The following is a 13,731-nucleotide window of genomic DNA, read 5'->3' on the forward strand; positions in this document are numbered from 1 at the left end:
TTATTCGTTATAGTGTACCACTAGAACACGATGATGCCAAGGAGTCCCGGTGAACGCAGAATTCGGCACCCTAATATCGTTTGTTTTGATAAGCTCTTTTACGCCGGGGCCCAACAATATCTCCTGCGCTTCCATGGGCATTCTCCATGGCTACCGGAAAACCCGGGGCTATCTGTCGGGCATCATGGCCGGCTATTTTCTCGTGCTGCTGCTATGCAGTCTGGCCTCCAGAAGCCTGCTGGAGGTGTTTCCGTCCTTTGAGATCGTTATCCGGATAGTCGGAGCGCTGTACATCCTCTGGCTGGCGTGGCATACGGTACAAGCGAGCTATGACTTTGACGAGCAGAACCAGCGGGTAATGGGTTTTTCCAGGGGGTTCTTCCTGCAGTTGCTCAATCCCAAGGGCATTCTTTTCGGGTTGACCCTCTATTCCACGTTTCTAGCGAGTGTCACCGGGACTCCCGTATATTTGATATTGTCGGTTTTGGTTATGGTCGGCGTCGGCTTCGCCTCAATCTCCACCTGGACCCTGTTTGGAGCGGCCATCAGGGTTCACCTGAAGCACCGGACGATCAAACTAGCGGTTAATATCGGTCTGGCGGCGCTCCTGGTATTTACCGCGTTTGAAATATCGGGCATTCCTGAACTGCTGGCTGTCTGAGAACCGGGCCATTGCTGAATACCCCGGCATCCCGGAGTTTCAAATGGACCGTATTTGCCGTTCAGTCAATTCTGACCCCGCAGAATTAAATCAGCTAAAGGCTTTTTCCTAATAAAACGAATTCCTTGCCGTCATCGGCAATGAAACGTTTCGCCAGATTTTGGGGCGGCAGGTTGTCTGATAATATCCAGGACGCCTCCAGATACTCGTAGCCCTTTTTTAGCAGGTTCCTGGCCAGATGGGAACCCATCAAGGCCCCCACCCCTTTTGTCTTCCAGCCGGGCACCACTCCGATTGAAATAACCCGTCCCCGCTTAATCTCCTGGTTTCTAAAGGACTGGTAAACATCCGGCAGGCAGATAAGCAGTCCCACCGCCTCACCCGCAGCGTCTTCGGCAATGATTATAAGTTCGGGATCAATAAATGGCAGGAGTGATGCCACCATTTCCCGGTCCTGCTCCAGTGTCCGGGGCGTATAATTATGACTGCCGGCGAAGATGGTATTCTGCAGGCGGTTAAAGATCACTATTTCGCCGGGTAACCGGTTGAGGTTGAATTCCCGGGTGGTGAAGCCGCTGAGTTTTACTTCCGGTAGTTTGGCGGAGCTACGGCTGTAATTGAATGTTCTCATGGTTGCCGTCACCCGATACCCCAGCTTGCGGAATATCTCCGGATAGTACGGAGGATTGTAATTGGTCAGGATAGTCTGCGGCTGGTCAAACCCGGACACCAGTAGCCCGACCAGCAGATTATCCACCTTCGGTGCCAGCACCGACTTCGCCCCCGCCGTGCGTAAAAAGCTCTCGCACTCTTTAAGAATCGCCCCTCCGGCGTCCTGATGGTTTTCCAGAGCCTCAAAAAAGCCGATCCACCCGATCAGGCCGCCGTCTTCATCAACCGACCCCTTGTTCAGGATAGCGCAGCCTCTGGCCACCGGGTGTTCATTCTTCAGGGCTACAAATGGCTGGATGATAATCTCGTCACTGTTATGACGGGCTTTGTACCGTTGCAGAAAAGCTTGGTCAGATTCCGCCACCCGGATTGGATTCTGCGCGTACACCTGTCGGGCTGTTTCCAGAAAGGCGTTGATGCCGGGCCTGTCATCGGGTCCGGTAAGCTTAATGATGTTCACCCTAAAATTTCCTGATTACCCGGATATATTTTTTGGATACCGGGTTTATTTCCGGCGGCTTGTTGGTGAAAACGACGCTGCATAAAACCCCGCCGGCCTTTTTTATCCACCTGGCCAGATTTTCCGTCACCGCCTTTTCAATTTCGGCGCGGTTAGCGTTTTCTTTTATTATGAGCCGGACTTCAATGGCATCAACAGCATGCTGGATGACCTGATAATCAATAATCGCATCAGAGGCATGGATAACCGCCTTTTGGACGTAATCGGGGAAGAGATAACAAATCTCCGTATTGACGCCTTTTAGTTGAAAAACGTCGTTTGCCCGGCCATGAATCCGCTCCACCACCCTGAAGCATGAACCGCAGGCGCAGGGTTTGTCGCTGATTTCCAGCACATCATTCAGTGAATAGCGGATGATCGGCTGGGTGGTCCGGTAGAGGTCGGTTACCACGACATTTTTAGCCTGGCCCAGAGTATCCCCGGTATCTTCCAGTTCCACCAGCATAATATCTTCATTCAGGTGCAGCTTCCCCATGCGGCAGGTAGAAGCGATAAAACCTTCCGATCCCTGGTAGATTTGGATTATCCGCGTTCCAAACGCCGTTTCTATCTCGGTCTTAATCTCGTCAGTCAGCACTTCAGCGTATGAAATAACGGCCTCAACCGCGTGTTTAATCTCCTGATGCTGTCGGGCGATCATTACCAGCAGTGAGGGCGGTCCGGCGATGATGTTCAATGCCTTGTCGTTGATCGTCTGAATGTATTCCTCAACGGGGTGCGTGTAATCCATATATACAATCTTAAGACCGAAACTCTGCACTTCCATAAAGGCGGGGTTATTAGTTCTGAGGGTAAATAGCACCCTGCGGTTTTTAATGCTCTTCGGGATACCGTTCCGCGCCCAGAGCAGACAACTGTATAACTCTCGTTCACCTTCTGACAGCACCGTTAAACCCTTGTTGCCTGAGGTGCCGGAAGATACACCCACGGAGAATTCACCTTGATACAGCCCCAGGGCGCCTTCTTTTTCCTGTTTTAACTGGAAGTCAATGAGTTCAGCCTTCTTCAAACCGGCCGTATTGATTTCGTCAAAATGGGTCATCATTTCCGCTTTATCCAGCTTCGGCACCGTTGCAAAGGCCGGAATGGGTTGCCCGGAGAATAATCGGTTGTAATACGGGGAGTTTTTTACGGCGGTGTTAAGTATGACGGCGGCTCTTTTTTCCTGATGCCGGCGCAGAGTTTCAGCACTCCAGCTATAAAAATGCTGGTTCAGGCGATACACCGTCCACAGCTTGCTCAGTATATTCAATCAACACTCCGTCAGCACCGGGATTGCGCGCCTCAGGCATGGTGCTTCAAACCGGCCTGAACGTCCTGATAAACCTTGCGGGTGATCCCGTATTTTTGTAACACCACAGCGGCCAGTACCAGAAATACCCCCGGAATCAAGCCGAAGGCCAGCCTGACGGCGACAATAGCTTCCGGTGTCTGCACTTCCAGTGTGCCGTCATAGCCGAAGGTGCCGAGGAAAAATCCCAGCAGTAGTCCGGAGGTCGCTATGCCTATTTGATGAATGGTCATCCAGGAGCCGAAGTACACCGCCTCATGTCTGACGCCGTTCTTATGCGCGTAATAATCCACCAGGTCAGGCACAAATGAGTAGGGGATTAACAGGTAAGCTGACATAATGACGCCCAGGAGGCCGCATCCCGCGAAAAACAACAGGGTTGAGCCTTCCTGAACCAGCAGCCCGACCCCCAGCAGAACCACCGCACCCAGGGTGTTGGCTATCAGCAGTAACCTTCTCTTATCAAACCTCCGGGTCAGTTTGTACCATACCGGAATCAACAGCGCGGCGGTAATCGTGTAGATTGCCACGCCATAGGTACTGCTGCCGGTATCCACCAGGATATATTTAGCGAAGTAGGGGATTGAGGCCATCAGGCAGCCGGTGGCGATCGCGCCGAGATATTTGAAAACCAGCAGAATAACGACATATTTTTCTTTGACCAGGCCCCAATACTGGCTCAGATTGATTTTGATCGGCCCGGTCACCGTGGCCGATACCTGCTCCAACCCTTTGATGCTGTTGGCCGCCACCACCAGCGTAATCGCGGTGAAAACACCAAAACCAGCCGCCATATACTTAAGCCCCAGCGCTTCATCGGTAAAGGAGGAAACCAGCAGTGCCACACTGCCGCCCAGAATTATCCCCATGGTGGAAAAGACCGCCCTGATGCCGATAATCTGAGTTCGTTCGTCATAGTCCTTAGTCGCCACCGGCACCACGGCCATATAGGGGACGGACACAAAGGCATAAGCGGTGGAATATATCAGCATGCTGACCACCGCCAGTACATACTTTATCCCTTCGTCCAGCGATGCCGGGATTAACCACAGCAGGATAAAGCTGATGGCAAAAGGCACCGCGCCGAACAAAATGAACAGCCTTTTAGCGCCGAAAGTTGATTTAACGCGGTCATTGAACGCGCCGATCAGCGGGTTGGCGATTCCTTCCCATACTTTACCGATGAAAACCACCGTCCCGGCCAGCCAGGGAGTGATCCCCAGAATGTCGGTGAGGTAGTACAGAAAGAAGAAACCGACAATGAAATAGGAAATGGAAATCCCGAAATCCCCGAAAGAATAGCCGATTTTTCTGGTTACTTTCATCGTGAGTTACTCAAATCCGGTATTAACCGATCCATATTTCCTCACTCGGCGGATTGTGCCGCCCCCGTTCTGCTACGGCGCGTTGCCGTATAATAGCACAGAATAGATATGTTCGGTGGATTTACAGGTAGAGCATGGGAAAGGGGCTTTATCTGAGTTGAATATTATAAATGTCTTGCACCTTGTGTATTACGACCTTATAATGGCTTGAATTAGGAGGACTATCTGTGCGCTTTATAAGGAACGATCTTGGATAACCTAAAAACTAAGAGTGAAATTATCGTGAACGTTCTCCAAGAAGGCTTAAAGCACCTTGTGTGGAGTAATCAAGAGGTTAGCGGAGGCGCAATGGTGTTATGAAACCTTTTTCCATTCTCCATATATCTGACCTCCACCGCTCGCCTCACGACCCGATTTCGAATGCTGAACTCATTTCAGCTCTAGTCAAAGATCGTGACCGCTATGTTTACGAAGACCCCAAAATCGGGGTTCCTGAAGCTATAGTGGTTTGTGGCGACATAATACAAGGGGTATCGCTTGGCTCAGTGGACTATGAAACTCAGTTAACCCAGCAATACACAGTCGCAGAAGAATTTCTTGATGAGCTCGTACGGCGTTTTTTGGACGGTGATCGATCACGTCTAATAATGATACCGGGCAACCATGATATTGATTGGAATAAAGCACACAACTGTTTCGAAACGGTTGATTTAAACGATATTCCTTCTGACCTTGAATCTGTCCTTTATACAGACTCATCCGACTATCGATTAGATTGGAAATCATTAAAGTTATTGCGCATTACAAATCGCGATCTTTATGAGCAAAGGTTTGATACATTCTGGAGTTTCTTTGAGAGATTCTATTCAGGCGTTTCTGGTTTGTTGAGTGTTCACCCACATTCAGATGCTAATCTTTTTAGCCTCTGTGATGGTCGGATCGGCGTTGCCGCGTTCAATTCTTGCCATGACAACGACTGTTACGCTTTCCATGGTCGAATCAGCAAGGAAGCCATCGCGCGAAGTCACCTTGAGTTGAATGACTCTGGCCATATCTTCGATTTACGCGTTGCGGTTTGGCATCACAATATTGAAGGGCCACCCTATCGCACGGACTACATGGATGTTGATATTGTCCGTGGAATGATTGGTCGCGGTTTTCGGCTCGGTCTCTATGGTCACCAGCATAAGGCACAAATTACGCCACACCAGATATTGCTCCCCGACCAAGAAAAGATGGCGGTTGTTAGCGCTGGTTCATTATGTGGTGGTCAGGGTGAACTCCCCTTCGGTATTAACCGCCAGTACAATATTCTTGAAATATCACCGGATTTTTGTCACGTTCGGATTCATGTTCGTTCCATGTCCGTCGCAAACCTGTTTACGCGTTGGTATCTCCCGGAACTTGGAGGTGCAACGTTTGTTGACTGTGATTGGGAGCCTCTGAAAAATCCTGTTGGCGGTACCGTCAATACCGAAAATGTCCGTATGCGCCATGTGATTGAAGAAGCAGAAATTGCAGCAAAGAGTGGTAACCCGGCACATACGGTTGAACTTCTTCGGGGACACAATATGGCAGAGGGGAGTTATGCACGTGAACTACTCCTAGCCGCAGCCTTTGAAGACAAAGACTGGGCAACTCTCGTCCAGGTCGTAACAGAGCCGCATAACATTCTAGAGTTGGTACAACTGGTTGAAGCTTTTATTCAGACACAAGAATTTACGCATGCCACTGAAGCATTGGATCGTTTCTCTGAAGTAGTTCAGCTTTCTGAACCGCAAAACATGGAACTTCGGAAAAGGATCCACGCAGAGGAGATAATTAAGAGATGAATCAGCAATCAGAGAAGATTCCCTTCGGGATTGAAATAAACCGCATGATTGATTTGCTTGCTGAGCAGATATACCCTACACCCTTTGCGCTTTTGCGTGAAAATGTTCAAAATTCCTACGATGCAATCTTGCTACGTCTCCATTTGAGCCAAAACTTCGAACCAAGAATCGAAGTGATTATTAAACCGAACCAAGTCATAGTGTCGGATAACGGAATCGGTATGTCACGGACTGATCTTCGCGACCACTTCTGGTTTGCGGGGTCGAGCAGTAAGAATACAAAAGAAGCGCAAGCTGCCGGTGTTGTCGGCACATTCGGTATCGGCGCCATGGCTAATTTTGGCATTGCAGAGGAACTAGTAGTTGAGACGGAGAGCGCTCTTGTTGGGGAACGTACAAAGTGTTCTGTAATGAGGTCTAAGCTATCGGTGAATGAGGATTGTATATCTTTTGAAACGTGTGAGGCAACCGGCAACCCTGGCACCACTGTCACCGCCACTATGCAAGCAACAAAAACGATAAATGTGGCTGAGGCCGAGACTTATATATCTCAATTCGTAGCTCTTCTCTCATTAGACGTCTTGGTTAACAACAAAAAGGTAAGCGGACAACCTTTTGAAAATGCTGTATCTCAATTAGTTGCAACCTGGAAGTCCTCTTCCCTCAGTGCTGATCTAGGTGACGGGCTCAAAGCTGATATCGACCTTACAGGTGCCATCAATGGTGAGACTAGAATTGAATTACATAACATTGAATATGGGTCGCAGATACTCAAGGGGCGCATGGCGTTGCGCCAGGGAGTCGGAAATTTGCGAACCTATCGAAACAGCTTTGGACTCGCTACAGCTAGCGTTACATCAGCTTATGGCTTTGGTGGGGTCGCTGATTTTCTGTTTTTGCATCCGACAGCGGGTCGCGAGGCACTAACCACAGACAGCCTCCAACTTCTCCAGAGAATCGTTACGCGGGTCGATGAATACGTTTCATTACAACTTGGCAACCGGCCAGAAAGTAACGTTAATTCGTACTTTGTTACATGGGCGGCTCAAAGGCATAGATACGACCTTTGTTCTCACCTGCTCGTCCGCGTTGAACCCGGTGAAACACTCGCGCTCCATGAAATCCAGGAGCTCTCACGACAGGCTCCGTTCCTCGTTTATGGTGGCACGGATACCTCAACAATTCAGCATGCCTCCGAGGACAGGCAGATTATCATGTTATCAAAGAATGCACAACGTAAGGATTGTGAGATAAACTATCTTCGTAATTACTGCAAGATCGAAGAACTATCGGACGATCCCAAAGTTCTTTTAATGAAAGCTGATGCAGAGACAACTGGAGCTGAAAAGGCTTTTGCTTTTCGGTTAGCGTCGATTTTATCTACTGACTATTTTTTGGAAGTTGATATTCGTTTCGGTACCATTTCTCATGGATTCCCTGTTCTTGTGACATCTCGCACCACGCCGGTTGAAATCTACATCAATCCTAATACCTCGACAGTACGAAGCATCTTAGAGCTTTTCGTGCGAGAATACGCAGCCTTCGGTCATATGGCAAAAGACTTCGTTCGTAACATGCTTTTTCCAAGAGTTGCAAATCTTGTTCCAAGTTCAACCAGGCAGGGCGCGGAGGCTTTCCTAAAATCAATCAACCGAACTCGCGAGATTTTTGAGTATGAAATGACTGATCTAGAGAGTTTAACGGCACTCTGGAAGGATTATTTATCTGGGAAGATATCGTTCCAACAGGCATCAGATCGAGCGAACCGTGTAGCTGTGCGTAGCTACCAGATCTTTGATCGTGAAGCAGCCGGAGCAGTGCGAGATGTTGTCCCCGGTGTCATTGAAAACGAGGCAGCCACTGCACAAGAGAACGGGTCCCAATACGGTCCACTTCCCCCGATTCAGCGACTTGATATGAGCACAACCAAGAAGCTTCTCACGATTAATGAAAATGAACCGTCTCTTAAAGGTTACCGATGCTTTCTGGCGTTGACAGATCGCATTCAAAAAGAAAAAGGCGATTTTTTTCTCCAACCACATCGTACATCGGTAGTATGGGGCGGCCAAAAGGCGTTATTCATATTCGAGCACCACTCAGGTGATTTTGGACTATATTATGACCTACAGACTCAGGGTCTCATCAGTGAACAACCAGGTGGTGGATCATTCGAGACGTGCACAATTGTCATGAAAAACCGTATTTTCATACCCATACCTCCGAACATCCAAGCATCCTTCTGGCCACATGATAATGAGAGGAAGAGATTCGAAGTACGTTGCGACATTCTTTATATTGATCAGGAGGCACAGGATCAAAATTATTGTGAAACTAATGACGTAACAACCATATAAAATTTAAGATTGATCACGAAACCGCAAACAAAGATGACATGGCTAGGCGGTATATTGGCAATAACTCAGAAGGATAATGTTTGGTTGTGTCTATTAGTTCTCGAAATCTGTGGCTCATACAGACTGGATAAACTTTCCTAGGTGAAATTAAATTTGGCATTCTTACAAAATACCTTTGCACGCTCATAGAGACGTTTTTTATATCCTGGAGGGATTTGGTTATCTTTTTTCAATTTTAGTGTCAGATCGAATAGTTTGTTGAGCGCTTCTTTTTCACCGCTTATCAAGTACGATTCTTGATAATACCAAACGGCTTTATCATAGTCGTTTGCGTCTAACGCCAATTCGGCCAAATCAAAATAGAAGCCCTTCAATTTAACTACGTCATCTATTAGTGCTAGAAATTTGGTTTGAAAATCACTTTCACTACAATTTATCGCGAAATTTCTAATTGTATCAGAAGGTAGATAACGGAAACTTTCAACTAAAATGATGACAGGTTTTCCTAATCCATAGGCTATTCCTGTCTCCAAATAAAGATTCCCAATTGTCTTGGCCTTAGATGTTTTTGATGAAATCACCACGCAAAATGCGGCAGACTGTATCTCTCTACAAATTGAACAATAATAATCACCGCGTCGGACAAGGGCAGCCCCTTCAACAATATCATAACCTCTATTTACGACACATGTTTTTACATTTTCCAACACTGTATCCATATCCGCGTTTCGGTTTTTCGCAGAAGGGGAAATCACGAATACATTTTTTGGATTAGGGTTTGGGAATTGCGAGCACTCCGATTGATTCAGAGCGCAAACAATCACTCTTTAGTCCTCACGTTTTTATATTTACCGGGGGATTTCTTATGATCAACTATCTTTCCGGTGGTAGTATCAATCTTGACATACCTTTTGGTAACAGGGTTTTCTACTTGAACACGTTTCGAAATTTGCCCTACTAGTTTTCCAGAACTTGAACGTTTTGCCATGGTATTAACCTCAACCAGAGTATATCGTTACTCGTAAATCAAGTCAATCATGTGTTTCTATGGGCGAACAATGGATGACATTTATGCTAGGTGATACAAACTTGAGCAGGGAAGGGCAAGTATCCCAGAGAATATTCGATATGATGACAAAGAATTACAACGAGGTGCTACGAATTCTCGTCGTCGGCACTCGTTCAACTCAACCCACTCCAACACTGTGTTTCTGGTGGGGTTTGACTCTCCCTGTCTCCACCACAATGGTTCCCTTTCAGTAAAAGTTGGCGGCTTCGGGTAAAGCACATTTTCAAATCGTCTGGGCTATCCGCTTCGTATATACTCCACATAACTATTATACTGCACCCCGACACCTAAACTATCCATCCGGCTAGTATAAAACTAGCCTCATAAATGGTTTCCTCTTCGTCTGCCTGGTTTATTATCGTTCCGGGCTTAAACGGGTGGATATACGGTGTGATTGGTACTTGATGTCGCCGTATAAACGCCATACACTAATATCCGGGTGAGTCGTGGATATCGGAAAGGTTTGAGGTGACACTATGGGAATCGGGAAAGTAATACTATTCATCTTCGGATTGATCGGCCTGCTGACGTCATCGGGGTTTTTATTCGGGGGCGGGGCGATAATCCTGGCTGACAACACCATCAAAGACAGTGATTCCTTCTATTCAACCCGGACTGTCCAGATTGAAAGTAATACCTATGCGGTGATTACCGGCCCGGCTGATATTTATCTGGGTGGTCGATGGGACTGGGGGAGCCTGGCTACCTTCAGAATAATGGGGAGCAACAACGATCCCGACGGCCAGATATTTATCGGTATTGCGCCGACTTCAGACATCAACGCCTACCTCAGCGGCGTTGAACATAGTGAAATCACTCAGTTTTCCATGTTTCCACATAATATAAGTTATGCCGTTCATTCAGGTGTCGTCGTGCCCGGCGCGCCGGCTGATCAGTCATTCTGGACCGCTTATGCCTATGGTACCGGTACCGAGACGCTGGAGTGGGATGTTGAGTCGGGCAGGTACTCGCTGTTGTTGATGAACGGCGACGGGACTGAAGGCGTTGACCTGGACGTTGAGTTCGGCTTAAAAATAGCCTGGTTAATCGGGGTGGGTATCGGTCTGCTGCTCATGGGCGTTATCGGAATCATCATCAGTATCATCCTGATTTCCCTGGCATTCAGATCCTCATCCAACCGGAACCCGCCGACCCAGGGACCGGCGGTGCGGGCAGAAACAGACAGTTCTTCGGCTACCGAGACTCATGATGTTGTCGTCAATGAGTTAGCCGACAAGACTGGGATGGGCCTGGCTCCCAACGTCGCGGCTCTCCTTTGTTATGTGTTCGGCTGGGTCACCGGCATCATATTCTTTATTCTGGAGAAAGATAACAAATATGTCCGCTTCCATGCGCTTCAGAGCATCATCGTTTTTGGTTTTCTTTCCATGGCCGGCGCTGTATTGGGGGCCTGGCCGTTTTTCGGCACAATCTTTGAAGCCGGTATCGGTATCATCACTCTGGTTTTCTGGATAATCCTGATGGTCAAAGCCTACCAGGGCGAGAAGTATAAGATGCCCTGGGCCGGCGACTTCGCGGAAAAGCAGGTTAGCTGAATTATAGCTGTCTGCGGCGGTTGTGGCAGATTAACCACAATAAACAAACCAGGTTGGCATGGCCAACCTGGTTTGTGTCTCAATGAACTTCAGGCTCTGGAGCTATCGTATAGCTTTGGAAGCCTCCGTTTTTTTATACGCTAAACAACAATTTTGAATAGGTCGGCATCGGCCAGTATTCAGCAGAGACCAGGGTCTCCAATGCATCAGCATCCTTGCGCAACTCGCCCATGCCTTTGAACACCAGGTCGCGATAGGCTACGGCCTGGGTTTTGGAATTGCCGTGCAGGTCGGCAGTGGACTGGAGCGCCTGCTCAAGTTTGGCCAGGTTGGCGCTGAAGGACTGGGCCAATCCGCTGATGCGGTTGAACAAATCCTTCTCCACATCGGCATTACCACCAATGCCCAATACACTGCTGATGGAGGCTGCCAGGTGGGCTTTGTAGCTGATTACGGCCGGCAGGATCTGGCGCTTGGCCATCTCCACCATGGTTGAGCCTTCAATGTTGATCGTTTTGTTATAGATTTCGTATTGAATCTCGCTGCGGGATTCCATCTCCACCCGTGACAGGACGCCGTGTTTTTCCATCAGGGCCAGGTTCTTTTCCGCGCGGATCGCCCCGATGGCATCCACCATGTTGGACAAATTCGGCAAGCCGCGCTTCTCAGCCTCGGTGACCCAGGCCTCAGCGTAGTTATTGCCGTTAAAAATAACGCGTCCGTGTTTTTTTATGATCTCAAGCACAACCACGCCAATCTCTTTTTGGACATTGGCAGCCTTTTCCAGCCGATCGGCAATCTGACTGAGACTCTCGGCGACAATGGTGTTGAGCACGAAGTTGGCCTGGGCAATGGACTGCATGGAACCGACCATGCGGAATTCAAATTTATTACCGGTGAAGGCAAAAGGTGAGGTCCGGTTCCGGTCGGTGCTGTCCTTGGACAGTGACGGCAAAGAACTGGTGCCCAGATGCATCATGCCGCCTGACTTGCTGCTGGTGGCCCCGCCGGCCTCAATCTGAGCCAGGATATCCGTCAGTTGCGCTCCCAGGAAGACAGAGATAATGGCCGGAGGCGCTTCGTTGGCGCCGAGACGGTGATCGTTGCCCGGGCTGGCGGCAGAGACCCGCAGCAGGTCGGCATATTCGTCCACGGCCTTGATGACCGCACTCAGGAAGATCAGGAACTGAACGTTGTCATGCGGATCCTTACCGGGTTCCAGCAGGTTCTGGCCGTCATTGGTGGACATTGACCAGTTATTGTGTTTACCCGAGCCGTTAATGCCGGCAAAAGGCTTTTCATGGAGTAAGCACACCAGGCCGTGACGCAGGGCGACTTTTCTCATCGTCTCCATCGTCAACTGATTATGGTCGGTGGCAATATTGCTGGTGGTGAAAATCGGGGCCAGTTCGTGCTGGCCGGGCGCCACTTCATTATGCTTGGTCTTAGCGGCCACTCCCAGCTTCCACAGCTCAGTATCAAGTTCGGACATAAAAGCCGCGATGCGGCTCTTGAGCTGGCCGAAATAATGGTCTTCCAATTCCTGGCCTTTGGGAGGCTTGGCGCCGAAAAGGGTGCGGCCGGTCAGAATCAGGTCCTGACGCTGATCAAACAGTTTTTTATCAATCAGGAAATATTCCTGCTCGGGGCCTACCGTGGTGGTGACCCGTCTGGTGGTCGTATTGCCCAGAACCCGCAGAATCCTGAGGGCCTGAGTGTTCAGGGCATCCATTGAGCGCAATAACGGGGTTTTCTTGTCCAGGGCTTCACCGGTATAGGAGGCGAAAGCTGTCGGGATACACAGCGTGCCGTCTTTAACGAAAGCCGGCGAAGTGCAGTCCCAGGCAGTATAGCCGCGGGCTTCAAATGTGGCCCGCAGACCGCCGGAGGGGAAGGAAGAAGCATCCGGCTCTCCCTTGATAAGTTCCTTGCCGGAAAATTCCATGATCATGCGTCCGTCAGGGGTCGGAGAGATGAAGGAATCATGTTTTTCCGCGGTGATGCCGGTCATCGGCTGGAACCAGTGCGTGAAATGAGTCGCCCCCCGGTTGATAGCCCAGTCCTTCATGGCGCCGGCCACGACCTCGGCAACCTGGGCGTCAAGAGTCAAGCCTTCCTCAATCGTTTGTTTTAAGGATTTGTAAATCTCCTTGGGCAGGGTCTGGCGCATGACTTGATCATTGAAAACTTCACTGCCGTAGATACTCACCAGGTCAATGGGTTCGCAGGGGTTGGAATGGGACATCGTTAAAGCTCCTTCATCAGTCAATAATTTTGCCGTTTGGTGCCATGGTCGGTAGTACCTTTGGTGATTCGGGCGGGTCTCGCCTTGAAAATTACAGCCACAGAATAACGAAGGAACAGTTGGAAATACTCTTTGGCCGACCGTACACCTTGTATTATATCGGGCAATTGTTACCAATAAATTACGGCCTGGATATTTTATATGGG

At 49.0% G+C, this 13,731-nt stretch carries 9 protein-coding genes; 4 read left to right on the top strand and 5 right to left on the bottom strand.

The window, feature by feature from the left end; genetic code table 11:
- Positions 1–49 precede the first annotated feature (49 nt).
- Positions 50–661 carry a LysE family transporter gene (locus tag V8247_RS06760; RefSeq protein WP_338737084.1) on the top strand — a complete coding sequence of 204 codons (612 nt, stop codon included), beginning with the start codon at positions 50–52 and terminating at the stop codon, positions 659–661.
- Positions 662–755: 94 nt separating this feature from the next.
- Here V8247_RS06760 and V8247_RS06765 read toward each other — a convergent pair whose 3' ends face one another.
- The 3 genes from V8247_RS06765 to V8247_RS06775 are packed head-to-tail and all read right to left on the bottom strand — an operon-like array spanning position 756 to position 4,469.
- A complete protein-coding gene (locus V8247_RS06765) occupies positions 756–1,793 on the bottom strand; it encodes a hypothetical protein (RefSeq protein ID WP_338737087.1) in 1,038 nt (345 codons plus the stop codon).
- A 1-nt stretch (position 1,794) separates the two neighbouring features.
- Entirely contained in the window at positions 1,795–3,105 is a 1,311-nt protein-coding gene (locus tag V8247_RS06770) for a F390 synthetase-related protein (protein ID WP_338737088.1), read from the bottom strand.
- 32 nt (positions 3,106–3,137) lie between these two features.
- Positions 3,138–4,469: an MFS transporter gene (locus V8247_RS06775; RefSeq protein WP_338737089.1), complete on the bottom strand. Its 1,332-nt coding sequence runs from the start codon at positions 4,467–4,469 to the stop codon at positions 3,138–3,140.
- Between the two features lie 356 nt (positions 4,470–4,825).
- Here V8247_RS06775 and V8247_RS06780 point away from each other — a divergent pair, with 356 nt between their 5' ends.
- On the top strand, positions 4,826–6,301 hold the full coding sequence (locus V8247_RS06780; protein WP_338737090.1) for a metallophosphoesterase: 1,476 nt from the start codon (positions 4,826–4,828) through the stop codon (positions 6,299–6,301).
- Entirely contained in the window at positions 6,298–8,655 is a 2,358-nt protein-coding gene (locus V8247_RS06785) for an ATP-binding protein (protein ID WP_338737091.1), read from the top strand. Before V8247_RS06780 ends, V8247_RS06785 begins: the two co-directional genes overlap by 4 nt.
- A gap of 137 nt (positions 8,656–8,792) precedes the next feature.
- Here the strand turns inward: V8247_RS06785 and V8247_RS06790 are convergent, their stop codons facing one another.
- Complete coding sequence (locus V8247_RS06790) at positions 8,793–9,362, bottom strand: hypothetical protein (protein ID WP_338737092.1); 570 nt, start codon at positions 9,360–9,362, stop codon at positions 8,793–8,795.
- 838 nt (positions 9,363–10,200) lie between these two features.
- Here V8247_RS06790 and V8247_RS06795 point away from each other — a divergent pair.
- A complete protein-coding gene (locus V8247_RS06795) occupies positions 10,201–11,280 on the top strand; it encodes a DUF4870 domain-containing protein (RefSeq protein WP_338737093.1) in 1,080 nt (359 codons plus the stop codon).
- A gap of 133 nt (positions 11,281–11,413) precedes the next feature.
- Here V8247_RS06795 and V8247_RS06800 read toward each other — a convergent pair whose 3' ends face one another.
- A complete protein-coding gene (locus V8247_RS06800; RefSeq protein WP_338737094.1) occupies positions 11,414–13,525 on the bottom strand; it encodes a glutamine synthetase III in 2,112 nt (703 codons plus the stop codon).
- Positions 13,526–13,731: the final 206 nt, after the last annotated feature.

The sequence above is a fragment of the Dehalogenimonas sp. W genome, from assembly GCF_037094495.1.
Lineage (GTDB): Bacteria > Chloroflexota > Dehalococcoidia > Dehalococcoidales > Dehalococcoidaceae > Dehalogenimonas > Dehalogenimonas loeffleri.

Bases quoted from the DNA above. Each gene is read 5' to 3' on its own strand.
- V8247_RS06785 (WP_338737091.1), top strand. From the start codon at position 6,298: ATGAATCAGCAATCAGAGAAGATTCCCTTCGGGATTGAAATAAACCGC.
- V8247_RS06795 (WP_338737093.1), top strand. From the start codon at position 10,201: ATGGGAATCGGGAAAGTAATACTATTCATCTTCGGATTGATCGGCCTG.
- V8247_RS06775 (WP_338737089.1), bottom strand. From the start codon at position 4,469: ATGAAAGTAACCAGAAAAATCGGCTATTCTTTCGGGGATTTCGGGATT.
- V8247_RS06800 (WP_338737094.1), bottom strand. From the start codon at position 13,525: ATGTCCCATTCCAACCCCTGCGAACCCATTGACCTGGTGAGTATCTAC.
- V8247_RS06780 (WP_338737090.1), top strand. From the start codon at position 4,826: ATGAAACCTTTTTCCATTCTCCATATATCTGACCTCCACCGCTCGCCT.